Raw genomic sequence first — 24,390 nt, forward strand, 5'->3', positions numbered from 1 at the left:
AGGGAGCCTCAAGCGAGTAAGCCGAACGCGTTTTGACTTGGTCGTCCGTCACACTGTCCAGGGGTCTGTCGATCCCAAGGCCGGCCGTCTCCTTGCCAGTGGCAGTGCTGGCGCAGATCCGTCCTGCCCGAAGACAGACGTCCCCCATGAACCGCGTAACGCCGCATCTCCGGCGTCCACCGCATCCAGCCCCGCGAACGTGACGATCGCGCTCGCCCCTCTCATCGGGGCCGGACGATGGAGAATATAATCCATACAGGGGTGTTGTCAATGGAAGATAGGAAAAATATCTGAAAACTGTCTCGCCGCCCCAAGCTGTCATTCCGGGGCACGGGCGCGCCTTCGCGCACGTGAACCCGAAATCCCAGCATGTTCAGCAAAACACACCGAGATTCCGGGCTCAGTCCGGTCCGCTTCGCGGTCCGTCCTGCCCCGGAATGACGAGCGTGGGTCGGGACTCCCCGGCATCGAACAATACGTATGACGCGAATACCGCCAAAGGCGCCAAAACCGCTGCATTCGTAAGTATCCGGCTACGCGACGAAACAAATCTCCGCTTCCACGAAACAATTTTCTACACGGACGCCATCGGCTGGAAACCGGCCGGGACTACACCTCCATGCAATAAGTAGCCGCGTAGACGGCAGGAGGCCGCCATGAACCACTCGATCCACAGCGCAGACCGCAGCACGCATCTGAAGATCGTCGTTGTCGCCCTGGTTGCCGGCATCGCGGTTGCAGGTTTCGGCATTGCCGCCCGCACGGGCACCAGCGACGGCACCCAGACGGCCCGCGTCATCAAGGCCGGTCAGCCGACCGCGCTCACCAGTTCGAACACGACGGCGGTTCGCTGATTATCGCATCAGGACACCGGACCGGTTTGACTTAAATCAGCGTGATGTGCCGCTGATCCCGGGATCAGCGACATGCGCCGGTGATGCCGGCGCACCGCGCGTTTCAACCTTGGCACCCTCGACAGCCCTTCTGCCCTGCCATAGTAAATCCTTGAGCGCATCGACGCGCCCGAAGATGCAGGACAGACCTTTGACTGTGACAGATGTGGCGCCGGGTGCAGGCGAAGCCAACAGCACCATTCGTCAGGCTTCCGCGACGAGCCCCCAAACTGCAACCGACGCGATCATCAATTCCTATGCCGGCCGATCGATGCCTATCGATCATCTGCGGACCTTCGTCACGCCCGAGATGAATTTCGCGACGCGCACCATCAAGGCGGGCGCACCGGTGCGGCCACTGATCTATAGCAAGCACACGCTGCCTGACTTTCCGATCGTCTCCAATGGCGCGAGTTACGACATCTACGACTATGTTTCGCGCAACCGCGTCGCCGGAATTCTGGTGATGAAGGACGACGAGGTTCTGCTCGAACATTACGATCTCGGTATCGAGGCATCGACACGCTGGCTGTCGATGTCGATGGCGAAATCCTTCAGCACCACACTGATCGGCGCTGCCATCCAGGACGGGTACATCAAGAGCGTCGACGATCCGCTGGTGACTTATCTTCCCGAATTTTCCGGCACCGCCTATGAGGGCGTCAGCGTGAAGACGCTGATGCAGATGACGTCAGGTGTGCGCTGGAGCGACGATCAGACCGACGCACAGTCCGAACGCCGCAAGCTGCTCGAATTGCAGGTGGCCCAGCAGCCCGGCGCCATCATGCGCTACATGGCGGAGCGTCCGCGCGCCGCGACGCCCGGCACGCAATGGACCTATTCGACCGGCGATACCCATGTTGTCGGCGCGCTGGTGAAGGCGGCCACCGGCAAATGGCTGAGCGATTATCTCTCGGAGAAGATCTGGTCCAGACTCGGCATGGAGGCCGATGGATGCTGGTGGCTGGAAGCACCGGGCGGACTGGAAGTCGCCGGCAGCGGGATGTTTGCCACCCTGCGCGACTATGCACGCTTCGGCCGTTTCATTCTCGATGACGGCGTGATTGATGGAGAGCGCGTGCTGCCGGAAGGCTGGATGCGTGCGGCCGGCGCCGCGTGTGAGATCAACGGCCAGCGCGTCGATTACGGCTATATGTGGTGGATCGTACCGGGCGCGGACGGCTCGCTCGATGACGGCGCTTTCACCGCACGCGGGATATTCGGGCAACTGATGTATATCAATCCCAAGCATCGCGTGATCTGCGCGGTGCTGAGCGCGCGGTCGAAGCCACCGACGATGGTGAATCCGGCGGTGGCGGACAATGCGTTCTTCAATGCGGTGGTGAAGGCGCTGAAGTAAATCTCCGTCATGCCCGGGCTTGTCCCGGCCATGACGTGGAGACAGCGGTGCGAAGCCACGCTCACATGTGACTAGTGAAAATCCGCCGGGGTCAGTTCGATCGGCTGGCCATGCGGCGTGCGATCGGCGGCGTGGTCCCAGGCATCGCGGTAGCGATGCAGCGCATCCGCCGTCGTCACACCCTTTTCGGCGATCAGGTTTTCCAGCGTCGCCAGCCAGTGCCGGTAATAGGTCTCGCCGGTGTCGGCATCGCCGCCCGCCTGGGCGCGCTTGATCTCGGCAGCCAGCGCCGCAGCCCATTCCGTCCAGGTGAACACGCCGCGCTCATGCAGCGTCACGGCCATGGCAAAGGCCTGGGCCTCCCACGGCTCGCGAAACACCGGACCCTCGGCGTCACAGGGGATGCTCGGGATTTCGGCCGTCGCACGGGTTGCAGCTTGAGTATTGGTCGTCATCACACCGGCTCCAGACATCAGGCGAATCCTACACCGACGCGCGCCTCACGCAAATGTCGCTGCGTGACGCGCATGGCAGGTGTCTAATTCCTGACCTGCGAGAAAAACTCCAACATAAAGCGCGATATGCGGCGCGTTGCCCCGTCTGCAGGCTCACACTGCACAATCTGCGATCTTGCTCCGCTGAATAATTTTGGCGTACCCGTCGCTGCACTCGATCCCGTGAATAAAAGGTAGACTTAAGATGGAAAAGCCAAGCCTCATCCTGACCGGAGGACGTGTGTTCTGTGGTCTCAACGAGGGCTTTGTCGAAGCCATCGCGATCGCATCGGGACGCGTGCTGGCGACAGGTTCGGCCCAGACAATCGCCGAGCTTGCCGGACCGGATACGCGCATCATCGAACTCGCCGGCCGCACCGCCATCCCGGGCCTGAACGACGCCCATATGCATTTGTTGCCGCTCGGCCTGACCATGACCGAGATCAATCTGCGGCCGGAGACCGGCGCTAACTCGATCGGCGAAATCCTGCGCCGCGTCGCCGAGAAGGCGAAGACCGCCAAGCCCGGCGAATGGATTAATGGCCGCGGCTATGACCATTACGAGCTCGCGGAAAAGCGTCATCCCACCGCGGAAGAGCTCGATCAGGTCGCGCCGAACAATCCGGTCTATCTCAAGCGCACCTGCGGCCATGTCGCCGTGATCAACACACAGGCGATGCGCGCGGCCGGCATCGGCCACAACACGCCGCAGCCCGATGGCGGCATGATCGAACGCCGCGACAACAAGCTGACCGGCCTGCTCGCCGAACGCGCGCTGCGCCTGATCGTCGACGCCGCGCCGAAGCCCAGCGCCGAACGCCTGCGCGATGCGATCGACCGCGCCAGCCGGTTCATGCTCGAGCAAGGCTTCACCAGCGTGATGGATGCCGCGGTCGGCATGGCCGCGGGCATGGATGAGATCGATGCCTACGAGCATCTTGCGAAATCGAACACGCTGCCGATCCGCACCTGGGTCTGTATCTACGGCAACACCGACGGCATCGGCGATCAGGCCCATGCTGCAGGTTATCGCTTCGGCCGCGAAGTCGGCATGCTCCGCTATGGTGCAATGAAAGTGTTCGGTGACGGCAGCGCCGGCGGCCTCACCGCTGCGATGTCCGAGCCCTATCTGGTTGGCGATCCCGATAACCGCGGCATCTTCTGCTACACCGACAAGGAAATGCACGACTATCTCGCGCATTATCACGACCTCGGCTACCAGCTCGCGATCCACGCCATCGGCGACGCCGCCATCGAGCAAGTGCTGTCAGGGATCGAGAAGGCAGGTACGGCGGAGAACCCGATCCTCGGCCGGCGCCACCGCATCGAGCATTGCGGCTTCCTGAGCGACAGCCAGATCGCACGCATGGCCGCCTCGGGCATCGATCCGGTCCCGCAGCCGGTCTTCATGTATGAATTCGGCGATCTCTACATCACCAATCTCGGCCAGGCGCGCACCGATGTCGCCTATCCCATGCGCAAGTGGTTCGACGCCGGCCTGCATCCGGCAGCGAGTTCGGACGCACCGGTCTCCACCACCGATCCGTTCAAGAACCTGTTCACGATGACGACGCGCATGTCCAACCGCCATACATTGCTGGGCGAAGGACAGAAGCTGTCGATGGCGGAAGCGATCCACGCCTACACCTATTTCGGCGCCTATACGCAATTCGCCGAAGATCGCATGGGCCGTCTGGTGCCGGGCCAGCTCGCAGATATCGCCGTGCTCAGCCACGATGTCTTCACCTGTGCGCCCGAGGAAGTCGAGAAAGACACCCGCTGCGACCTCACCATTCTCGGTGGCGACGTCGTCTTCGACAGGCTGGGTCAGGTCGCGGTCGCGGCGGAATAGAGAGCGCGCGAGATAAGGCAGCACGCGGTCTATACCCGCTGCTCCAATATCCAATCTCGACTGCGGACTTTCCGATCCAAATATTCAACGGTCAACCATATCGCATCAGAACGCTTGAGGCATCCGAGCCGCACTCCAACAGGAGCAGCAAGGACGCCTCAAGCGGCTAGCGCTCTGCCGGCGGCTTACTCCACCTTACCCATTTCCTTGAGCACTTCATTGGCGGCCTTGAACGCATCGAGGCCGGCCGGGATGCCGCAATAGACCGTGGCGTGCAGCAGCACTTCCTTGATCTCGTCGACAGTGACGCCATTGGTGATCGCACCGCGGGTATGCAGCTTGATTTCCGGCGCGCGGTTCAGCGCCGTCAGCATTGCGAGGTTCAGCATGCTGCGGGTCTTGCGATCGAGGCCCGGACGATTCCACGCATAGCCCCAACACCATTCGGTGGTGATGTGCTGGAACGACATCATGAAGTCATTGGTCGACTGCATCGACTTGTCGACATAGGCCGCGCCGAGAACTTCGCGCCGCGCGGCAAGACCGATGTCGAACATTCCGCCGAGTGTGATGTTCTGATCGTAGCTCATATTGTAGTCCTTCCGTTTGCGATTGCTAAGGGTTCGACGTCGTTCGCCCGTCTGCCTCGATCATATGCCGAGATAGGCCGCGCGAACGGCAGGATTTTCATTTAATTCTGCAGACGTGCCCTGCAGTGCGATGCGACCGCTTTCCAGCACATAGCCGCGTGTCGCGACGTCGAGCGCCAGTCCGACATTCTGCTCGACCAGCAATATCGAGGTTCCTCGACTGTGGATCTTGGTGAAGGCGTCGTGCATCTCCTCGACGACCTTCGGCGCCAGACCGTGGCTCGGCTCATCCAGCAGCAACAGCTTCGGCTGCAGCATCAGCGCGCGCCCGACAGCGACCATCTGCTGCTCACCGCCCGAGAGCGTGCCGGCCAACTGGCCGCGCCGCTCTCGCAGACGCGGGAACAGTTCGAAGATGCCTTCCATGCGCGACGACAGATCCTTGGCATGGCGCGCGGTGAAGGCACCGAGCATCAGGTTTTCTTCCACCATCATATCCGAAAACACATGGCGCCCTTCGGGAACATGCGCGATGCCCAGCGTGGGGATGTCATGCGAGGCGCGGCTCGACAGATCATTGCCTGCAAAACGCAACGTGCCGGTGACATGCGGCACCAAGCGCGAGATCGCGCGCAGGATCGTGCTCTTGCCGGCGGTATTGGCGCCGATGATGCAGACGAACTCGCCTTCGAACATCTGTAGATCGATGCCGTGCAGGACTTCGATCTCGCCGTAACCGGCATTGAGGCCCTTGATCTCGAGCAATGGCTGAGACGCACTCATTTGTGGGCCTCCATCGAACGGCCGAGATAGGCTTCCACCACCACCGGATCGTTCGCCACCTGCTCCGGCGTGCCATCGGCCAGAAGGCGACCGAAGTTCAGCACCAGGATGCGATCGCAGATCGTCATGATTGCGCGCATATGATGCTCGACAACCAGCAGCGTGATGCCGTCGTCGCGCAGCGAGCGGATCAGGTTCATGATCTCCTGCATCTCAACCGGGTTGAGCGCCGCCATCACCTCATCGAGCAGCAGTACTTTGGGGCCGGTGCACAATGCGCGTGCCAGTTCGACGCGCGCACGCTCGGGGAATGAGAGATTGCCGGCAAGCTTGTGAGCAACGGATTTGAGCCCGACGCGGTCGAGGCAGATCAACGCCTCCTTGCGCGCAGTCTCTACATCGTGGCGCAACAGGCCTGCGGTGAGCACGTTGTCGAGCACCGAACTTTCGGCAAACAGCGCCACGTTCTGGAACGTCTTGGTCATGCCGAGCGCCGCGACCTTGTGCGGCTTCTGGCCAACGACGCTGGTGCCGTCGAGCTGGATCGAGCCACTGTCCGGGCGAATGAGGCCGACCAGCGTACTGAAGAACGTCGTCTTGCCGGCACCGTTGGGCCCGATCAGGCCGACGATCTGTCCTTTCGGCACCGAGAATGTCACGTCGGACAGCGCCTGAAGCCCGCCGAAGCGACGCGAGATGCCACGCACATCGAGAATGGTCATGAGCGTGCCTTGCTCGAGAAGCGCGCCATCAGCGAATCGAACACGGTGATGAAGCCCCGTGGACGCCACAGAATGACGGCGATCAGAATGACGCCGAAGATCAGTTGCGACAGGCCCGCCGCGCCCGACGAGAACAGATCGTTCATCAGCTCCTCCACGGGGATGATGAACAATGCGCCGAGGATCGGACCGATCGCCGTACCGACGCCGCCCAGAATAGCGATCAACGCGACACGAATGGAGATGGACGCGGCGCTGAACACCGTATCCGGATCGAAGAACACCGCGACCTGTGCATAAAGCGTGCCCAGCATGGCCATCAGCACGCCGGAGATCACCGCAGTCTGCAGCTTCACCTTGGTGGTGTCGATGCCGATCACTTCCGCAGCAGCCGGATTTTCCTTGATGGCGCGCAGCCGATAACCCATGGCACTGCGCCGGATCGCCTCGAAGATGACCGTCACGATGATCAGGGCAATCAGCGCGATATAGGCATGCGGCAGCAGCTGCTTGAACGAATAGGCCGCGATGCTGGGCGGCACGAACGGCACCGAGAGGCCGACCGGCCCGCCGGTGAGCGACGTCCAGACATTGGCGATGACGCGCATCACCTCGCCGAACGCCAGCGTGGCCAACGCAAAGTAGTGTCCCTGCAATCGCATAGTCGGGACGGCAATGATCAGTGCCGCAACGCCACCGAGAAAGCCGCCGGCAAACATGCCGATCCACGGGCTGATGCCGAATTTCAGCACCAGGATGGTGGATGTATAGGCGCCGATGCCGAAGAAAGCTGCGTGGCCGAGCGACGTCTGATTGGCCAGACCGCCGATGATGTTCCAGACCTGCGCCATCGCTGCGAATAGCAGCGTGAAGGTGAGCACGCGGATCCAGTATCCGGTCGGGCTGAGCAGCAGCGGCAACACAGCCGCAATGGCGATCACAGCCAGAATTGCGATCCAGCGTTTCATCGGGATGCTCCCACGAGGCCTTGCGGCCTCACCGCGAGCACGAAGATAAAGACGATGAACAGAATGAGGTTCTGCAACTGGATCGGAAAGAACAGCGAGGACAATGCCTGAATGACGCCCACCGCGAGCCCGCCAACGACGGCACCCGCAACGCTGCCGAGACCACCGAGCACAACGACGGTGAACATCAGCACGACGAACTGGCCACCGACCCCGGGGAAGACAGTGACATAAGGCAGGATCACCGCGCCGCCGAAGGCCGTGAGGCCGACGCCGAGTGCGAAGGCGATCTTGTACATCAATGCCGTATCGATCCCCATCAGCTGCGCAGCCATCGGGTTCTGCGCCGTCGCGCGCATCGCCCGGCCGAACCAGCTCGTGCGCATGAACCACCACAGGGCCAGACCGCAGGCCAGCGACATGCCGAAGGCAATCAGATACGGCACGCTGATGAACAGCGCGCCGAGCGACAGCGACATGATCTGGTAGGACGTGGTCACCGAACGAAACTGCGAGCCGAACAGCAGCAGCGATCCATTTTCGATCACGATCAACAGACCAACGGTGAGGAAGATCTGCGCCACCGAGGGCGCCTTCAACACACGCGCGATCAACTGCCCCTGCACCAGCCAGCCGATGCCGAACGCCACCGCGAAGGACAGCGGCGCGGCCAGCACCGGATCAAGGCCGAGATAGGCCCAAGCGAACCAGGACACGAACATGCCGATCATCAGGAATTCCGCCTGCGCGAAATTCACGATGCCCATCACGCCATAAACCAGCGTCAAGCCGATGGAGATGACGGCGTAGACGCCGCCCACCAACAACCCATCGATTATTGCTTGTAGAAATGACACTGCGATCTTTCTTCAGTTCGTCAGGATTTCCAGACCGCAGTGCCCTTGGCGACGTCCTTCGGCCAGACCGTGACGAGCTCCTTGTTGCGCCATTGCGCCATGACGGGAACGGACAGGGTATTGAGGCCGGTGCTGTCGAATTCGACGGCGCCGCCGGTCATCGCCTTGGTCCAGCCACCGGTGAACTTCGCGCCGCGCAGCGCCATGGTGACATCCTCGGCCCTGGCCGACTTCGCCTTCTCGATCGCCTGCACCAGCACGTCGAGCGCGACGGCGTGTTCCAACGCCTCATGCACCATGAAGTAGCCAAAGCGCTTGCGGAAACGCTCGGTGAGATCCGGCGCGAGATCGTAATTGGCAGGCGCGATCGACAACACGTTCTCGGCGAATTCGCCGAGGCCCTTCTCGAAATCCGGAATGACATAACCGGCAGCACCACCGATGGCCGGGATCGTGATGCGCTGCTGGCGCATGGTGCGGATCAGCAGCAGGCTGTCGTTGAGATAGGACACCGGGAAGACGGCCTGGGCACCGGACGCACGCAGTTTGTTGATCAACGGCGTGGTGTCGGTGATCCCCAGCGGATAGGCATCGTCCATCGCTATGTCGATATTGGCTGCCTTGGCAGCGGCACGAAGGCCGGCCGCCTGCGCAGTGCCATAGGCAGTGTCTTCATACATGATCGCGATCTTGTCGATCTTGGCGCCGGATGCCTGCGCAATCGCCAGCGTGTAGTCGAGCTGCGCCTTGCCGAGCGCAGATGCCTTGGCGACGATCTGGAAGATGTTCTTGAAGCCGCGACCGGTGATCTGGTCGGCGAAGGACATGGTGAGCAGCGGAATGTCGCGACGCTCCGTGACTTCCGAAATCGCAATGGTCAGCGATGACGCGAATGCGCCGAGGATCGCGGTCACTTCGTTCTGGGTGATGAGGCGCTGCGCGACGGTGCCCGCGGTGGTCGGCGTCGAGGTCGCGTCCGCCACGATCAGATTGATCTTGGCACCGCCGAGCGCCTTGATGCCGCCGGCTGCGTTGATCTCATCGGCGACCAGCTCGATGCCGTTGCGCGAATTGATGCCGAACTGCGCATTGGCGCCCGACAGCGGCATGATCACGCCGATATTGACCGGCTTCGCCTGCGCGCGTGCCGACGAAACAATCATCGGGCTGGCCAGCAGAGACGCGGTTCCGGCGAGCAGCGAACGTCGGCTCAGGCCACCACGATGGGAGGTTGTCTTGGACATGGGCGTTTTCTCCGAATGCAGAACGGCCTTTGCGGCTTCGTCGGCAATTCGACATAAAACAGACGAGCGGTCAAGCTGCTTGACAGATTGTCTGATAGGCGGTCAACTTGACGCATGGCAAAGATCGAATCGGACCTGAATGTCTCGCGGGAATCGACCAGCCTGCGACTGCTGGTTGAAAATCGACTACGCTCTGCAATCGGTAGCGGGCTGTTCAAGCCTGGCCAGCGGCTGATCGAGCGTGAGCTGTGCGAACAGGTCGGCGTCGGCCGCACCTCGATCCGCGAGGCGCTCCGGCAACTAGAGGCAGAGGGCCTCGTCACCACGATCCCGCATCGCGGCCCGATCGTCAGCACCATCAGCGTCGAGGAAGCCGAACAGCTCTACGATCTGCGTGCGCTGCTGGAGGGTTATGCCGGCCGCGAATGTGCGCGGCTGCGCGATCCGGAGATTATCGGACGGTTGCGCAAACAGTTCGTCCAGATGGGCGCCGTTGCCGGTCAGGAAGACCGCAGCGACCTGTTGGCCGCCAAGACTGAATTCTATGCTGCGCTGCTCGAAGGCTGCGGCAATGTTTTCGTCGAACGCTTTCTGAAGATGCTGCTGAACCGCGTCACGGTACTGCGCATGACATCGATGACCCAGTCCAATCGCATCGGCCGCAGTCTTGCCGAAATCGAGACCATCCTTGTGGCGATCGAGGCCGGCGACGAAGATGGCGCCGAGCAGGCTTGCGTCCAGCACATCAAGAATGCCGCCGCGATAGCGCTGGAAGCGTTGCGGCGCGATAATCCCTGACAAGCGCGATCACCTGCCGCGCCAGATATCGCATAAAATAAGAACTTGAAGAGGAACGCCCGTGTCGAATTCAGCCGCCATCAATCCGCCCGCCAAGATCGCCGTCATCGGCCTCGGCAATATGGGACGCCCCATGGCCGCATGCATTGCGCGCGCAGGCTATCAGGTGGTTGGCTTCGATACGTTTGCAGAAGCCCGCGCCAAATATGCCGAAGCCGGCGGCACGTCAGCTGCGACCGTCGATGAAGCCGTTAAGGACGCAGCCGCGGTCATCACGCTGCTGCCAGATGGCAAGATCGTGCGCGCGGCCGTGGAAGGCTTCAAGGCGAAGCTCGCGCCGGGCACGGTGGTGATCGATATGAGCTCCTCCGCTCCGATGGGCACGCGCGCGCTCGGCGAAGAACTGATCGCGGCAGGCCTTGCTTTCATCGACGCACCGGTGTCGGGCGGCGTGAAACGCGCCGTCGACGGCACGCTGGCGATCATGGCCGGCGGCGACGGCAAGACCATCGATCGCGCCGATCCCATGCTGAATGCCATAGGCAAGTCGGTGTTCCGCACCGGTCCGCTCGGCTCCGGTCACGCCGCCAAGGCATTGAACAACTACGTCTCGGCAGCAGGCCTCGCCGCTGCCGCCGAAGCCGTTGCCATCGGTGGAAAGTTCGGCATCGATCCGAATGTCCTCGTCGACGTGTTGAATGCCTCCACCGGGCGCAACAATTCGACCGAAAACAAGCTCAAGCAGTTCATCATTCCCGAGAAATACACATCGGGATTTGGGCTGGCCTTGATGGCGAAAGATATCCGCACCGCCGACGAGCTCGCACACCAGATCGGCGTCAGCGCGCCGCTGGCAGACGAAGTCGCTGCATTGTGGGATGCTGCACTGGAGAAACTCGGACCGTCGGCCGACCATGTCGAGATTGGCCGCTATCTCACTGCCAGGAAGTAGGTAACGTTGGGCATGGGCCTGATCGACGAGCTTCGCAATCGACTTGCGGTCGCGATTGCCGCGCCGGAGGTGCAGTCTTTTGCGCGCGGACTGGATCTTGAAATTCAGTTTGGGATCGATGAGACCGCCGTCGCGATCGCTTGTCGCAACAACCAGCCGGTTGTCAGTATACCCAGCAATGCGCCGGATATCGCGCTATCTGGACCAGCCACAGCATGGCTGAAGGTGCTGGCGCCCTGCCCGCCGCCGACCTATCATTCGTTTTCATCGATCCAACTGCGCAACACCAGCTTCACCGTGACCGGCGATGCGCTGGTTGTTGCGCAGGCCCGCGCATTTCTCGAGGCCGTATTCGCGAATCTGACGACGCCGGCCGCGCATGGGGTCGAAGTCGATCTCACGCGCCTTGAGGGCCGCTATCACCGCGTGCACAGCGCCGGCGGACAGATTGCCGAAATCTATTCAGAGGCCACGGGCACCGGCAGGCCAGTGCTGTGCCTCCACACAGCCGGAGCGGATACGCGGCAGTTTCACGGCGTGATGTGCGATCCCGAACTCGGGCGCGACTGGCGCCTGATCGGCTTCGACATGCCGCATCACGGCCGCTCGATGCCGCCCATCGGCTGGGATGGCAGCATCTATCAGCTCGATCAGCCGACCTATCTGGACTGGTGCGCGAGCTTTATCGAACAGGCGATCGGTGAACCCGTTGTGGTGATGGGCTGCTCGATGGGCGCCGGCATCGCCATGGCGCTCGCCGCAGAGCGACCTGATCTCGTTAAAGCCGTGATCGCGCTCGAAGCGCCTGTGCGCCCACGCGGCCGTCGGAACGAGTATCTCACGCATGCACGCGTCAATGGCGGCTGGCATTCGGCAGCCTATGTGCGCGGATTGATGAGCCCGTCCAGCCCCACTGAGGATCGCCGACGCGCTGCCTGGATCTATTCGCAGGGTGCGCCGGGCATCTATGACGGCGATCTGGCTTTCTATTCGGACGAGTTCGACGGCGAGCAGACCGCCAAGCTCATCGATGGCCACAAGATCCCCGTATATCTCCTGATCGGTCACTACGACTTCTCCGCCACCGTGAGCGATGCCTACGCGCTCGCCGAATGGATCGAGGGCGCCGTGGTGACAGAGATGCCGGAGCTCGGGCATTTTCCGATGACAGAGAATCCGCCGAAAATGCTGGACTATCTGGGTCCCGTCTTCCAGGCACTGCGGAGTTTGCCGCTTTGACTTCGCGGAAATCAATCCGGCGGCTGCAGCCCCGGTGACGCCACCCAATTTTCGACCTTCGCGTAAAACCGAAACTGCTGTGCTTTCTTAAGCAACTCGTCTCTCTTCGGGCCGGGCTCCAAGGCGTCAGCTCGCTCAGCGCAATTTTTCGCCATTCGCGCGTAGTCACTGGGTGTCATATGCGAATCCCCCGATTCGGCGTTGGCATACTACCAATCTAAATCTGGGCGAAAATTAGTTCTGAAGATCAATCTTAAGCCGGCGCGATATCTGAGTATTCACAGACACGGCTACATCGACGTTTTTTGTGCCACCATGACGGTCGGATCGGCCAGGCTCGGTACGACGATCAATCTCTTCACGGCGCCTGCCTTGTAGGCCTGCAAGAACGTTGCGTAGTCCTTGAACGATACGCAACCGTTCGAATCTCCCTTTGGTCCCATCAGGTAGCTGTGCGTAAGCAATCCGGCGCGGCCAAACAGATCACCTTGACCCACCGGCTTCATTCTCAATGCTTCAACGCCGTGAAACGGCTTCTCTCGCTTGCTCAGTTCATATATCTGCGGTGGCGTCGCGCCTCGATCATGGACATGGACTTGCGCTGGATCGTCCATCAGATCGCCAAGTCCGGAGTGAGCCTCGAGCCTCGTTCCGTCGGGCATGTAAACGGTGCGCGCGGAAATGTCGTAAAGTGCCGTCCGCGTTTCCGCCAACGTTGGAGGTGCACTGTCCTTTCCGTCACCGGAGATTCCACCCTCGGGTGACGCAGATGCCAAAACAGTTTCAGACGGCTGTAGCATCGCGAAGACTTTTTTAAGTGCTGCGCTCACGTTGGACAAAGGATCAGACGGTGTTGACGCTTGATCGGGCAGAGACACAGCAATCAAATTGGCCGCTGACGGTCGGACTCTCGGTAGCGGCACTTTTCCATTCACCGCCGAGATTCCGAGCGAACTGTCGGCGGGAAGCACTGGCTGCGATCGCATTGCTTGCGCGAGCTGCGACTTAGCCCGCTGAACTTCCAATTCGACATTAGAAGCCGACACTTCAAAATCAAACGCTTGTGGAAAACGCTGAACGAACGAGACGTCGTCGAGCTGGGGACTACTTGGATTTTTGGCCTTAAAGAAGCTCAGTACATTTTGAGGCTCTCGAACATACGCGCATAACGTCAGGGCCGCAGCGAGGGCTCCGACAGACGCAGCAGCGATAACAATTCGAGATCTACGCAATTGATGCCCCGGACACGACGCAAAAAGGCTACCCAATGATTCAGGCTCAAATCAAGCCAACGAGCCTGACGTATTAGGCCATTTTGGCCTTGCCAGACTTTGCGCCATTCAGGAAGGTCCGTCTCCCAGAGCGAGAGATTCCTTTTCCAATCCGGCCTGCCGATACAGGCTCCTTAAAAACCTGGCCATCGACGCAGGCGTCATCCTGTTACCGCGCGCGGGACGCGGAAGGACGACGGCCGGCTCGCAATGGATCAGATGGTTAGGAGGGGTGCTGGCGGAGAGAGTGGGATTCGAACCCACGGTACGGTTTCCCGCACACACGCTTTCCAAGCGTGCGCCTTAAGCCACTCGGCCATCTCTCCGGCGCGCCTTCTCATGACGGGCCGGAGCGAGATTTGCAAGGGACCGCCGGCCCGGCCCGGCGGTTTTTCTCAAATTATTGAAGGATATAGGGAATTCGGGGGAGCCTTGGCGCCGCCTGCTGGCCCTGGCGAGCGGCGAATCGGCTTGCGATGCGTCGGCACAGCAATCCCCGCGCCAGCGCGCCGCGGCCCCCCCCATTTCGCCTGGCTGGCGCCGCGGCTCAGTGGAACCGGCTACCGACCCCAGCACCCAGCGATTGGACCGGCCAGAGTACGGCCGGCTCAACCGGCAGCGTTTCCACCGGCGTCTTGTCATTGGCGACATGGGCCTGCTGAAGCGCCTCGACGAAATCGGCGAACCAGTCCTGAATGGTGCCGGCGCGCAGCTTCGCCATCATGGCTTCCCAGCGCATGCGGCGCTCCAGCAACGGCATCGAAAATGCGGTCGCGATGGTGCGCGCCATGCCGTCCACATCATGCGGATTGACCAGCAGGGCCGTATCGAGCTCGTTGGCGGCGCCGGCATATTTCGACAGCACCAGCACACCGGGATCGACCGGGTTCTGCGCAGCGACATATTCCTTGGCGACCAGATTCATGCCGTCATGCAGCGGCGTCACCAGGCCGACCTGCGCGGTGCGATAGAGGCCAGCGAGCACGGTCTGGCTGAAGCCCTTGTTGAGATAGCGGATCGGCGTCCAGTCAACTTCGCCGTGACGCCCGTTAATATCGCTCACCAGCTTCGCAAGCTGGTTCTGCAGATCGCCATAGGCCTCGATCGTGCCGCGCGACAGCGTCGCGATCTGCAACAACGAGACCGAGCGCTTGAGCTGCGGCTGCCGCGTCAGCATGCGATCGAATGCATCGAGACGATTGACGAGGCCCTTGGAGTAATCGACGCGATCGACGCCGATGGCGAGTTTCTCGCCGTTCAGGCTGCGGCGCAGCCGCGACACATCTGGATGCGACGCCGCCTTGGCGGCATGCGCAGCAAACTTCGCGGGATCGATGCCGATCGGAAATACCGCACAGCGCGACACGCCGTAACGCGACATCACCACACCACCCGTCGTGTCCAGACCGAGCTCGCTATCGACATAAGACAGGAAGTTGTCGCGATCACCTTCGGTCTGGAAGCCGATCAGATCATAAGCGAGCATTGCCTCGACCAGTTCGCGATGATGCGGCACGCCGCCAAAAATATCGCGTGCCGGCCACGGCGTATGCAGGAAAAAACCCAGCGGATGCGTCACGCCAAGCGCGCGCAATTCTGCGCCGAGCGCAAGGAAATGGTAATCCTGAATCCAGAACGCGGTATCGGGCTTGCGGAACCGCAGCAGCGCGCGCGCGAAGAACGAATTCACTTCGCGATACGACTGATAATCATCGTGCGACGTGCAGATCAGGTCGGTACGGGAGTGCAGCGCAGGCCAAAGCGCTGAATTGGCGAAGCCTTCGTAATAGCCACCGTAATGCGCGGCAGGCAGATCGAGCATTGCCAGCGCACCGGCGCCCAGCGCCTCAATTTCGGCAAACGGTTCCTTTTGCGCGCCGTCGCGCACGCGGCCGCTGGAACCCACCCAAATCGCGCCAGATTTCTCCACCACGGGCAGCAAGGCTGCTGCCAGACCGCCGGTCATCGGCTCATTCGCCGAAGCGCGCGATACTCGGTTTGAGACTACGACGAGATTCACAGGGTCCCCTCCTGATTGCACACATCGATAAACGTCCGTTCATCAATATGGTTCCTCGTCACCATTCGACCCAATTGAAACCAAATTCGGGCACGCGACGATGGAACTCACCTTTCAGTGAGTTCCATCTGCATCGGTATCAAGACATGAGATGAATCACTTCGATTTCGCTGCATCGTCGATCAGCAAGCGCGCGAGCCATGCGCGCACATCGCGCGGCTCGTCGAAGTGACCCGATACGCCTTGCGCACGGCGACCGACGGAGAATGCGAGACCATTCATGCCGGGCATGATCGCAAATACCGATTCATCGGTGACATCATCGCCGATGAAGATCGGACGGCGCCCGCTGAACGGCTCATGCGTCATCAATTCGATCACGCCCGTCGCCTTGGTCACACCAGCCGGCTTGATCTCGCAGACAGCCTTGCCGGGCAGCACTTCGATCGGCGCATTCGGCAGATCGGCACGGATCGCGGAGACCGCATCATAGATCGCCTTCTCCGCATGCGGCGCGAGACGGTAATGCAGCGCGAGCGCATAGCCCTTGTCCTCGAGCAGAATGCCCGGGCTCAACTTTGCAATGGCAGCAAGGCGACGCTTCAATTCCTTGTCCATCGGCGGCGCGCCTGACGCGACCGATTCATTCTCTGCCGATAGTCGCATTTCAGCGCCGTGGCCGCCGACCGCCGGGAATTGCATCGGCGCGAAAATCAGATCGATGTCGTTGATCGAGCGACCTGAGACAAGCGCCATGGCGCCATTCGTGCGCTGCAGCAGTTTGCCCATGGACGTCGCCAGATCCGGCGGCACCCACACTTCACGCGGCGTCGGCGCCAGATCGAGCAGCGTACCGTCGATATCGAGCAGCAGCGCACATTCGCTAAGCCGCGGCAATTCCGCACCCGGATACAGCACCTCTTCGGAATGCGGCGCATCGTCGACAGGAATTTCGATAATTTTCTGAGACATGTTCATGAAGTTACTCCACCACGGCCAGCGGCCGTGCAACTGATTCAAGCGGCTGGCGTTCCGCCGCGATGGCATAGCGCCAGCCGACAATCGCAGCCACGATCATCAGAACAGCGCCAAACAGGTAGCCGGCAAACACGCTATTGCGCGACCCGGTATCGATCAGCACGCCAAACAGCGCCGGGCCGGCAACGCCGCCGATCCCGGTGCCGATCGCGTAGAAGACAGCGATCGCCAATGCGCGCACCTCGATCGGGAACGTCTCACTGACGGTGAGATAGGCCGCACTCGCCGCCGGCGACGCAAAGAAGAAGATGATCATCCAGGCGATGGTCTGGGTCTGTGCACTCAACACATCGATCGAGAACAGATAGCCGGAGATCGCAAGCAAGATGCCCGACATGCCATAGGTAACCGCAATCATGACGCGACGCCCAAGCGTATCGAACAGCCGGCCGAGCAGCAGCGGTCCAAGAAAATTGCCTGCGGCAAACGGCAGGATATACCAGCCGACATGGTTGGACGGGATACCGAAGAAATCCGTCAGTACCAGCGCATAGGTGAAGAAGATCGCGTTGTAGAAAAACGCCTGCGACGCCATCAGCACGAGTCCGACCAGCGACCGCTGCCGATACAGCACGAACAGTGTCTGCGCGACTTCCTTCAGCGGCGTATGATCGCGCATCGTCAGCCTGATCTTCGGCAGCGCGGCCAGAACCGACGGCTTGGCCTTCTGATGCGCGGAGATTTCGATCTCAGCCACGATCTCTTCGGCGCGCTGCGGCTGACCGTGGATCATCAGCCATCGCGGGCTTTCCGGAATCCACATCCGCATGAACAGCACGATGAGACCCAGAATAGCACCGGTGAAATAGGCCAGCCGCCAGCCATAGGCTTGCGAAATCACTGCGGGGTCCAGCAAAACGATGGCGCAAACGGCGCCCATTGCAGCGCCCAGCCAGAAACTTCCGTTGATCACCAGATCGGTCCAGCCGCGATAGCGCGCCGGCACCAGCTCCTGAATCGTCGAATTAATCGCGGTATATTCGCCGCCAATGCCGGCGCCCGTCAGGAAGCGAAACGCGGCATAGCTGGCAAGATTCCATGACAGCGCTGTCGCGGCAGTCGCCGTGAGATAAAGCGCGAGCGTAATGAAGAACAGTTTCTTCCGGCCGATGCGGTCCGTCAGCCAGCCGAAGCCCAGCGCGCCGATCACAGCGCCTGCAAGATAAGCGCTGTTGGCAAAGCCGACATCGAGGTTCGAAAACTTCAACGCAGGATCTTCCTTCAGCGCGCCGGATAGCGCCCCCGCCAGGGTCACCTCAAGGCCGTCGAGTATCCATGTGATACCGAGCGCCAGGACAACCCGTGTGTGAAAGCCACTCCAGCGCAGCGCATCCAGGCGCGCGGGAATATCGGTTTCGATGATACGATCCGAGTCAGAAGCTGACGTCTGGCTCGGCATCGGCGAAGCCGCGATATCCGCGCTGCTCAGATAAGCCATGCCGCCTTGCTCCTGAGCATTTGCTCGCTACCCCACGGACAAGCGGAAATCGACATCAACGCGAAAAGCCCGAAACCTTGCGGTGACGGGTCATTCAGCGCCAGAGGGTTACATTCTCCGCGAAACAACCCACGAAGAACGCGTTGGTTCCCATTTTATGCGGGGGGAATTGGGACCTAGAGCGAAACGGCGTAATGCTCGTATTCGCCGCGTACCAGCTCGATATGGGCGCGCATCGCCGCCGCGGCGCCATTGCGATCGCCGCGCATGATGGCGACGACGACGCGGTCGTGCTCAGCCTGCGACTTGGCAAGACGGCCGAGATTGCGAAATTGTGCGCGCCGGAACGGCTGCACCCGAACCCGGGTCGCAAGCGTGATCTCGGCGATATATTCGTTCTGCGAGCCCGCATAGATCGCGTTGTGAAAACGCTCGTTCACTTCGTGGAAGCGATCCGGATTGCCGTCATAGCTCAGCACCCGCAGCTCTTCGTGGATGGCCTCCAGCCCGTGACGTTGCACGGCCGGCATCCGCTCGGCCGCGAGGCCGGCACATATCGCTTCGAGCTCGGCCATCGCCTCGAACATGCCGGTGAGGCGATCGATCGACGGCTGCGCCACGACGGCGCCGCGATGCGCGCGCGAGTCGACAAGGCCGCTGGCCGTGAGCTGACGCAGCGCCTCGCGGACCGGCGTGCGCGAAACATTGAAACGCTGTGCCAGATCGGTTTCGTCGAGTGAGGTACCGGGGGGCAGCACGCCGCGCACGATCTCGTCGGCCAGTTGCAGGCGGAGTTCTTCGGCGCGCGTCATCTTGCCGGTGATAGTCCCGGCACGGTCAACCCGGCTGACCGGCCCGGCGATGCCCGCCTTGCGGCGCGGCTTCCCCGGCTGGATCAGCATGTCGTCGAAACTCATCCCTTGGCGCCCTGCGGTTCGTCGATCAGGCTGACAGACGCCGCCACGATTCGCCAGCCTTCCGGAAAGCGGATCCACGTCTGCATCTGTCGACCGACCTTACCCGGAGCCGTGTCGCGATAAAATAGCGTCGAGGCGACCGCAGTGTCGCGGCCATAGGCGGAAATTACCGTGCGCGCAGTGCGGCGCATCAATCCGACCGGCGAGCGTGCGCCGCGAAAGGCCTGGATCTCGTCATAGCCGTAGAGGTTTTCGCCCATGCCGTAACGGAGCGTCCGCGGATCGTTGCGAAACAACTCGCCGAGCACCGCCGTGTCGTTGGTCGTCAGTGCCTTCTCATAACGTGCGAAGGCGGCGCCCACTTCGGCGATGACGTCCGGCAGATCGATTTCCATGTCAGAACCCTTTTGCGCGCGGCGCGGCAACGACGCCGGCCCGCTCCAGAGCATAAGCGACGCGCAGCGCGATGTCTTCCCGCCACGGCGCCGCAATGATCTGCACACCGATCGGCATCGGATCGAGCGGCACGGGGACGGCGACCACGGGCAGACCGATGAAAGAGATCGGCTGGGTATGGATGCCGATATTGGCCCGCACTGGCAGTTCGACGCCGTCGAGCACGAAAGTCGCCTGCCCCAGTTTCGGCGCGATGCAAGGCGTCGCCGGCGCGATGATCACATCGACGTCCTTGAACAGTTCGAGCACCTTCGCGCGGTACCAGCGACGGAATTTCTGCGCCCGATCGACCAGCGGCGCCGGCACCATGGCGCCGGCCAGCAACCGGTCACGCACTGCCGGATCGAAATCATTGGGACGTGTGCGCAAGCGATCCAGATGCAGCGAGGCGCCTTCAACGGTCGAGATGACATAGGCCGCCGAACGCGCGCGGGCGACCTCGGGCAGCTCGATGTCGCGTGTGACGCCGAGCGCCTTCGTGACACGCGCAACCGCCTCCTGGGCCTCCGGAAACAGGTTCTTGCGGAAGTATCCGCCGGCCGCAGCGATGCGGAGAGAGCCGATATCCTGTCCGAGCAGCGCCGTCACCGGCTCGATGGCGCGGGTTGAACACGCCGCATCCTCGGCGTCGGGTCCCTGCATGGCGTCGTAGGACAGCGCGAGGTCCTCGACCGATCGTGCGAACGGGCCGAGATGATCGAAGCTCGCGACAAACGGAAACGAGCGCGCCCGCGACAGCCGGCCGTAAGTCGGCTTCAGGCCGAAGATACCGCAAAACGACGACGGCACGCGGATCGATCCGTTGGTGTCCGACCCCAAGGCAAGCGGCACGAGACTGCCGCCGACGGCGCCGCCGGAACCGCCCGATGAGCCGCCGGTCATCCGGGTCACGTCATGCGGATTCCGCGACGGCCCGTCATGAATATTCTCGCCCGTAAAATCATAGGCATATTCGCCCATATTGAGCGCGCCGACCAATATGGCGCCCGCGGCTTCCATGCGTTCGACCAGTGTCGCATCGCGGGTCGAGGTCGAACGATCGCGATTGATCCTGGAACCGGCGCGGGTCGGCAGGCCGGTGACATCGAACAGGTTCTTCACCGCAAACGGCACGCCTGCTAGCGGGCCGACGCTTTGACCGGCGGCAATCGCGGCATCAAGCGCCTTGGCCGTTGCACGTGCGCGCTCGGCAGTGACATCGGTGAATGCGTTCAGGAGCGGATTGTGCTGCGCGATCCGCGCCAGCGCAGCTTCGGTGACAGCGAGCGCCGAGATTTTCTTCGCGGCAACCGCCTGGGCGATGTCGGAGGCCGGGCGCCAATCGCCTTCGGGGGTGATAACGGGATCAAGCTGCATAGATGCTCGCCGGCTCGGTTTCATCTGGCAGCGAAAATTCGTCGACCATTTTAGCCATTTTCAGCGTCACCGCGAGATTGGCACGGACGGACGGCTTCCACGCGTCTTCAATCGGCAGTCCCAACGCCCCGGCGACAGCGTCGATATAGTCATCAAGCGGTTCGGCCACGGTCCCTCTCTCGATCATTCGTATCAGTGAACCGGCAGCGGCGGATGCGGGATCGCCGACAGCAGTTCCTTCGTATAAGCATCTTGCGGCGCATCCAGCACGGCCTCGGTCAGGCCCTGCTCGACGATCCGCCCCGTGCGCATCACGATGACACGATCGCACAGCAAACGCACCACATTCAAATCGTGCGATACGAACAAATAGCTCATCCCCATCGACTGTTTCAGGTCCTGCAACAGGTTCAGCACCACCGCCTGGACGGAGACGTCGAGCGCAGCGGTCGGCTCATCCAGGATGATCAGCTTCGGCTGCAGCGCGATGGCCCGCGCAATGCCGACACGCGCCTTCTGGCCGCCGGACATCTGGTGCGGAAAGCGATCAAGCAACTCGAGCGGCAACCCCACCTGTCGCGCGAGGTCTTCGCATTTTGCACGCAATGCATCGGAGCCCTTGATATCACCGAGCTGCATGATCGGATCGGCGATGGCCCGCGCCGCCGTGAAACGAGGATTCAGGCTGTCCGTGGGATCCTGAAACACCATCTGGATGCTCTTGCGCAGCGGCAGCCGCGCAAAAGAGTTCGGCGCAATCTCGCCGATCTCGTCGCCATCGAACGAGATGCGGCCCGAGGTCTTGTCGATCAGCCGCATCACCATCATCGACGTCGTGGACTTGCCGCAGCCGGATTCGCCGACAAGGCCGACGCTCTCGCCATGGCCGACCGTAAAGCTGATGCCATCGACAGCACGAAACTTGTCCGGCTCTGTCGGCGGCTTGCGCGAGAACAGTTTGGCGAGTGAGGCCGTCGCGCCCTGGCGGGCATATTCCTTGACCAGATTTTCGACGGTGAGAAGGGGCTTCTGCTCCCTCTCCCCGCTTGCGGGGAGAGGGTCGGGGTGAGGGGGAATCAGAGATTCACTCGCCGGCTCCCCCTCACCCGACGCGCTACGCGCGTCGACCTCTCCCCGCAAGCGGGGAGAGGTAAGAAGAGCCTGCACCGGCATCGCCGCGCGTTCTTCGGCCGGCAGCAGATCGCGCAGCGAGACGCCAAGCCGGGGCGTCGCCTGCATGAGCTTCTTCGTATAGGCGTGTTTCGGATTGGCGAAGATATCCGCCGACAGCGCCGTCTCGACCACCCTGCCCTTTTCCATCACCACCACGCGATCGCAATAGGCGGCGGCAAGACCGAGATCATGAGTGATCAGGATGGTCGACATGCCGCGACTCTTGGTAAGCTCGACGACGAGATCCATCACCGCCTTCTGCGTGGTGACGTCGAGACCGGTAGTCGGCTCGTCAGCGATCAAGAGCTGCGGATTACAGGCCAGCGCCAATGCGATCACGACGCGCTGGCACATGCCGCCCGAGAGTTCGAACGGATAGGCGTGATAGCGCTCGCGCGGACGTGCGATCTTGACCTGCTCCAGCGCCTCGATGGCTTTCTCCGCACGATCTGCGCTGCCGGCCTGCGCATGCTGGCGCAGCACATCCTCGATCTGATCGCCAACCTTGCGGATTGGGTTGAGCGCCGCCCGCGGATTCTGAAAGATCATCGAGATTTCGCGGCCGCGCAGGTCGCGCATCTGGTTCTCGGTTGCGCCCTTGATGTCGACGCCGGAAAACATCACCGAACCTTCGGCGATCTTGCCGGCGCGATCGAGAATGCGCATCACCGCATAGGAGGTGACGGATTTTCCGGAGCCGGACTCGCCGACGATGCCCAGAGTTTCGCCCTTGGCGACGGAGATATTGACGTGCTGCACCGCCTTGACGATGCCGCGTCGCGTGGCGAATTCGACAGTGAGGTCGCTGACGTCGAGAAGCGGTTGAGCGGTCATGCCGATGTCTCCACGTGCTCGGTAGGCTCCCTCGCCCCGCCCTTGCGGGGAGAGGGTTGGGGTGAGGGGCTCTTGCGATCCGCAAACACCTGCGTTGATGGCGAGGTCGGTGCCCTGCCCCTCACCCGCCGCTCGCTACGCGAGCGTCGACCTCTCCCCGCGCAGAGCGGGGAGAGGTTAAGAAAGCGATCTGCGGAGTGTGCTTGCATCGTTACGTCCGTCGCTGCGGATCGACGATGTCACGCAGACCGTCGCCGAGCAGGTTGAAGCAGAACACCGCGATCATCAGCGCCAAACCGGGAAACAATGCGATCCACCATTCGCCCGACACCATGAAGGATGCGCCTTCGGCGACCATGATGCCCCATTCCGCAGTCGGCGGACGGACACCAAGACCGATGAAGGAGAGGCCCGCCGCATTGAGGATCGCGTAACCCATGGTCAGCGACATCTGCACGATCATGATCGGCATGATGTTGGGCAGGATATGCACCAGCAGGATGCGCATCTCGCTATTGCCCGACAGCCGGGCCGCCTGCACGAAGCCGGCCTCGCGGCGGACATTGGCTTCGGCGCGCGCAACACGCGCATAGAGCGGGAAGTTCACGATCGCCGTCGCGATGATGATGTTCTGCACGGTGTTGCCCAGCGCAGCGACGATGCCCATGGCCAGCACGAACAGCGGAAATGCCATGATCGTATCGGCGATGCGGCCGACGATGCGATCGGTCCAACCACCGAAATAGCCCGACGCAATACCGGCGAGGCCGCCCATGGCGAACACCAGGATGACCGAGGCAATCGCGATGAAGAAATCAAGCCGGGTCGCGACGATGACGCGGCTGAAAATATCGCGGCCGAGCTGATCGGTGCCGAACCAGTGCGCCGCAGATGGCGCCTTCAACGCCTGCGCCGTGTCGCTGGCGAGCGGATCGTAAGGCACGATGTAGGGACCGAACAATGCAGCGAAAACGATCAGCACCAGCAGGCCGAATGCAAAAGCCGTGACGCGATTCTCGCCTAGAATGTAACGCGTGTGCTGCAGCGTCGCCGCAAGGCCGGATGTGCGCTTTGCGGGCGCCGGCTGCGGTGCAGGAACGGCTTCGGAATCGACAGGCGTGACAGCGTTCATGGT

General features: G+C 61.8%; 23 protein-coding genes and 1 tRNA gene. 6 read left to right on the plus strand and 18 right to left on the minus strand.

Annotated features, from left to right (window positions below; genetic code table 11):
• Positions 1–656 precede the first annotated feature (656 nt).
• Together HP556_RS26255 and HP556_RS26260 are read left to right on the plus strand one after the other, a co-directional pair.
• Positions 657–854, plus strand: a complete 198-nt coding sequence (locus tag HP556_RS26255) for a hypothetical protein (RefSeq protein WP_089263559.1) — start codon at positions 657–659, stop codon at positions 852–854.
• A gap of 196 nt (positions 855–1,050) precedes the next feature.
• Positions 1,051–2,253: a serine hydrolase domain-containing protein gene (locus HP556_RS26260; protein WP_338117635.1), complete on the plus strand. Its 1,203-nt coding sequence runs from the start codon at positions 1,051–1,053 to the stop codon at positions 2,251–2,253.
• Positions 2,254–2,324: 71 nt separating this feature from the next.
• On the opposite strand, the gene HP556_RS26265 is transcribed toward HP556_RS26260, so the two are convergent.
• The gene (locus HP556_RS26265) at positions 2,325–2,708 is read right to left on the minus strand and encodes a nitrile hydratase accessory protein (RefSeq protein ID WP_175369149.1); all 384 of its coding nucleotides are present in this window, start codon (positions 2,706–2,708) and stop codon (positions 2,325–2,327) included.
• A gap of 244 nt (positions 2,709–2,952) precedes the next feature.
• On the opposite strand from HP556_RS26265, the gene HP556_RS26270 reads away from it, so the two are divergent.
• The gene (locus HP556_RS26270) at positions 2,953–4,599 is read left to right on the plus strand and encodes an amidohydrolase (RefSeq protein ID WP_175369150.1); all 1,647 of its coding nucleotides are present in this window, start codon (positions 2,953–2,955) and stop codon (positions 4,597–4,599) included.
• A 185-nt stretch (positions 4,600–4,784) separates the two neighbouring features.
• Here HP556_RS26270 and HP556_RS26275 read toward each other — a convergent pair whose 3' ends face one another.
• From HP556_RS26275 to HP556_RS26300, 6 genes are read right to left on the minus strand one after another with little or no spacing between them, the layout of a single operon-like run.
• Positions 4,785–5,189 (minus strand): carboxymuconolactone decarboxylase family protein, encoded by a 405-nt coding sequence (locus HP556_RS26275; RefSeq protein WP_170849614.1) that lies wholly within the window; start codon positions 5,187–5,189, stop codon positions 4,785–4,787.
• Between the two features lie 60 nt (positions 5,190–5,249).
• Positions 5,250–5,972, minus strand: coding sequence for an ABC transporter ATP-binding protein (locus tag HP556_RS26280; protein WP_068729680.1), 723 nt, complete (start codon positions 5,970–5,972; stop codon positions 5,250–5,252).
• Positions 5,969–6,694, minus strand: a complete 726-nt coding sequence (locus HP556_RS26285) for an ABC transporter ATP-binding protein (protein ID WP_175369151.1) — start codon at positions 6,692–6,694, stop codon at positions 5,969–5,971. The genes HP556_RS26280 and HP556_RS26285 overlap by 4 nt, the downstream gene beginning before the upstream one ends.
• Positions 6,691–7,662 carry a branched-chain amino acid ABC transporter permease gene (locus HP556_RS26290; RefSeq protein ID WP_175369152.1) on the minus strand — a complete coding sequence of 324 codons (972 nt, stop codon included), beginning with the start codon at positions 7,660–7,662 and terminating at the stop codon, positions 6,691–6,693. The genes HP556_RS26285 and HP556_RS26290 overlap by 4 nt, the downstream gene beginning before the upstream one ends.
• The gene (locus tag HP556_RS26295) at positions 7,659–8,519 is read right to left on the minus strand and encodes an ABC transporter permease subunit (RefSeq protein ID WP_175369153.1); all 861 of its coding nucleotides are present in this window, start codon (positions 8,517–8,519) and stop codon (positions 7,659–7,661) included. Before HP556_RS26295 ends, HP556_RS26290 begins: the two co-directional genes overlap by 4 nt.
• A 20-nt stretch (positions 8,520–8,539) precedes the next feature.
• Positions 8,540–9,763 (minus strand): ABC transporter substrate-binding protein, encoded by a 1,224-nt coding sequence (locus HP556_RS26300; RefSeq protein ID WP_175369154.1) that lies wholly within the window; start codon positions 9,761–9,763, stop codon positions 8,540–8,542.
• 114 nt (positions 9,764–9,877) lie between these two features.
• Here HP556_RS26300 and HP556_RS26305 point away from each other — a divergent pair, with 114 nt between their 5' ends.
• The 3 genes from HP556_RS26305 (at position 9,878) to HP556_RS26315 (ending at position 12,752) form a co-directional block, all read left to right on the plus strand.
• Entirely contained in the window at positions 9,878–10,561 is a 684-nt protein-coding gene (locus tag HP556_RS26305; protein WP_093757600.1) for a GntR family transcriptional regulator, read from the plus strand.
• A gap of 61 nt (positions 10,562–10,622) precedes the next feature.
• Positions 10,623–11,513 carry an NAD(P)-binding domain-containing protein gene (locus HP556_RS26310; protein WP_175369155.1) on the plus strand — a complete coding sequence of 297 codons (891 nt, stop codon included), beginning with the start codon at positions 10,623–10,625 and terminating at the stop codon, positions 11,511–11,513.
• A gap of 12 nt (positions 11,514–11,525) precedes the next feature.
• The gene (locus HP556_RS26315; RefSeq protein ID WP_175369156.1) at positions 11,526–12,752 is read left to right on the plus strand and encodes an alpha/beta fold hydrolase; all 1,227 of its coding nucleotides are present in this window, start codon (positions 11,526–11,528) and stop codon (positions 12,750–12,752) included.
• 290 nt (positions 12,753–13,042) lie between these two features.
• Here HP556_RS26315 and HP556_RS26320 read toward each other — a convergent pair whose 3' ends face one another.
• The 11 genes from HP556_RS26320 to HP556_RS26370 all read right to left on the minus strand — a co-directional run bounded on the left by HP556_RS26320 (position 13,043) and on the right by HP556_RS26370 (position 24,387).
• Complete coding sequence (locus tag HP556_RS26320; protein WP_246297916.1) at positions 13,043–13,984, minus strand: DUF2778 domain-containing protein; 942 nt, start codon at positions 13,982–13,984, stop codon at positions 13,043–13,045.
• Between the two features lie 275 nt (positions 13,985–14,259).
• Positions 14,260–14,349, minus strand: a tRNA-Ser gene (locus HP556_RS26325).
• 221 nt (positions 14,350–14,570) lie between these two features.
• Complete coding sequence (locus HP556_RS26330; protein ID WP_175369157.1) at positions 14,571–16,043, minus strand: trehalose-6-phosphate synthase; 1,473 nt, start codon at positions 16,041–16,043, stop codon at positions 14,571–14,573.
• A 156-nt stretch (positions 16,044–16,199) separates the two neighbouring features.
• Entirely contained in the window at positions 16,200–17,015 is an 816-nt protein-coding gene (gene otsB, locus HP556_RS26335) for a trehalose-phosphatase (protein WP_175369592.1), read from the minus strand.
• Positions 17,016–17,025: 10 nt separating this feature from the next.
• Positions 17,026–18,480, minus strand: coding sequence for an MFS transporter (locus HP556_RS26340; RefSeq protein ID WP_175369593.1), 1,455 nt, complete (start codon positions 18,478–18,480; stop codon positions 17,026–17,028).
• 215 nt (positions 18,481–18,695) lie between these two features.
• Positions 18,696–19,421, minus strand: coding sequence for a GntR family transcriptional regulator (locus tag HP556_RS26345; protein WP_420878729.1), 726 nt, complete (start codon positions 19,419–19,421; stop codon positions 18,696–18,698).
• An 11-nt stretch (positions 19,422–19,432) separates the two neighbouring features.
• Positions 19,433–19,831 (minus strand): oxalurate catabolism protein HpxZ, encoded by a 399-nt coding sequence (gene hpxZ, locus HP556_RS26350; RefSeq protein ID WP_120287485.1) that lies wholly within the window; start codon positions 19,829–19,831, stop codon positions 19,433–19,435.
• 1 nt (position 19,832) lies between these two features.
• A complete protein-coding gene (locus tag HP556_RS26355) occupies positions 19,833–21,248 on the minus strand; it encodes an AtzE family amidohydrolase (RefSeq protein ID WP_175369158.1) in 1,416 nt (471 codons plus the stop codon).
• Positions 21,238–21,417 carry an AtzG-like protein gene (locus tag HP556_RS26360; protein ID WP_120288056.1) on the minus strand — a complete coding sequence of 60 codons (180 nt, stop codon included), beginning with the start codon at positions 21,415–21,417 and terminating at the stop codon, positions 21,238–21,240. Before HP556_RS26360 ends, HP556_RS26355 begins: the two co-directional genes overlap by 11 nt.
• A gap of 23 nt (positions 21,418–21,440) precedes the next feature.
• Positions 21,441–23,255 (minus strand): dipeptide ABC transporter ATP-binding protein, encoded by a 1,815-nt coding sequence (locus HP556_RS26365; RefSeq protein WP_089263509.1) that lies wholly within the window; start codon positions 23,253–23,255, stop codon positions 21,441–21,443.
• A gap of 211 nt (positions 23,256–23,466) precedes the next feature.
• Positions 23,467–24,387, minus strand: coding sequence for an ABC transporter permease (locus tag HP556_RS26370; RefSeq protein WP_175369159.1), 921 nt, complete (start codon positions 24,385–24,387; stop codon positions 23,467–23,469).
• Positions 24,388–24,390 lie beyond the last annotated feature (3 nt).

This window comes from Tardiphaga robiniae (genome assembly GCF_013359755.1).
Lineage (GTDB): Bacteria > Pseudomonadota > Alphaproteobacteria > Rhizobiales > Xanthobacteraceae > Tardiphaga > Tardiphaga robiniae.

What these genes read in the sequence shown, in the direction of transcription:
- HP556_RS26255 (WP_089263559.1), top strand. Translation starts at nt 657, where the DNA reads ATGAACCACTCGATCCACAGCGCAGACCGCAGCACGCATCTGAAGATC.
- HP556_RS26265 (WP_175369149.1), bottom strand. Translation starts at nt 2,708, where the DNA reads ATGACGACCAATACTCAAGCTGCAACCCGTGCGACGGCCGAAATCCCG.
- HP556_RS26270 (WP_175369150.1), top strand. Translation starts at nt 2,953, where the DNA reads ATGGAAAAGCCAAGCCTCATCCTGACCGGAGGACGTGTGTTCTGTGGT.
- HP556_RS26275 (WP_170849614.1), bottom strand. Translation starts at nt 5,189, where the DNA reads ATGAGCTACGATCAGAACATCACACTCGGCGGAATGTTCGACATCGGT.
- HP556_RS26280 (WP_068729680.1), bottom strand. Translation starts at nt 5,972, where the DNA reads ATGAGTGCGTCTCAGCCATTGCTCGAGATCAAGGGCCTCAATGCCGGT.
- HP556_RS26285 (WP_175369151.1), bottom strand. Translation starts at nt 6,694, where the DNA reads ATGACCATTCTCGATGTGCGTGGCATCTCGCGTCGCTTCGGCGGGCTT.
- HP556_RS26290 (WP_175369152.1), bottom strand. Translation starts at nt 7,662, where the DNA reads ATGAAACGCTGGATCGCAATTCTGGCTGTGATCGCCATTGCGGCTGTG.
- HP556_RS26300 (WP_175369154.1), bottom strand. Translation starts at nt 9,763, where the DNA reads ATGTCCAAGACAACCTCCCATCGTGGTGGCCTGAGCCGACGTTCGCTG.
- HP556_RS26305 (WP_093757600.1), top strand. Translation starts at nt 9,878, where the DNA reads ATGGCAAAGATCGAATCGGACCTGAATGTCTCGCGGGAATCGACCAGC.
- HP556_RS26315 (WP_175369156.1), top strand. Translation starts at nt 11,526, where the DNA reads ATGGGCCTGATCGACGAGCTTCGCAATCGACTTGCGGTCGCGATTGCC.
- otsB (WP_175369592.1), bottom strand. Translation starts at nt 17,015, where the DNA reads ATGTCTCAGAAAATTATCGAAATTCCTGTCGACGATGCGCCGCATTCC.
- HP556_RS26340 (WP_175369593.1), bottom strand. Translation starts at nt 18,480, where the DNA reads ATGCCGAGCCAGACGTCAGCTTCTGACTCGGATCGTATCATCGAAACC.
- HP556_RS26345 (WP_420878729.1), bottom strand. Translation starts at nt 19,421, where the DNA reads ATGCTGATCCAGCCGGGGAAGCCGCGCCGCAAGGCGGGCATCGCCGGG.
- hpxZ (WP_120287485.1), bottom strand. Translation starts at nt 19,831, where the DNA reads ATGGAAATCGATCTGCCGGACGTCATCGCCGAAGTGGGCGCCGCCTTC.
- HP556_RS26355 (WP_175369158.1), bottom strand. Translation starts at nt 21,248, where the DNA reads ATGCAGCTTGATCCCGTTATCACCCCCGAAGGCGATTGGCGCCCGGCC.
- HP556_RS26365 (WP_089263509.1), bottom strand. Translation starts at nt 23,255, where the DNA reads ATGACCGCTCAACCGCTTCTCGACGTCAGCGACCTCACTGTCGAATTC.
- HP556_RS26370 (WP_175369159.1), bottom strand. Translation starts at nt 24,387, where the DNA reads ATGAACGCTGTCACGCCTGTCGATTCCGAAGCCGTTCCTGCACCGCAG.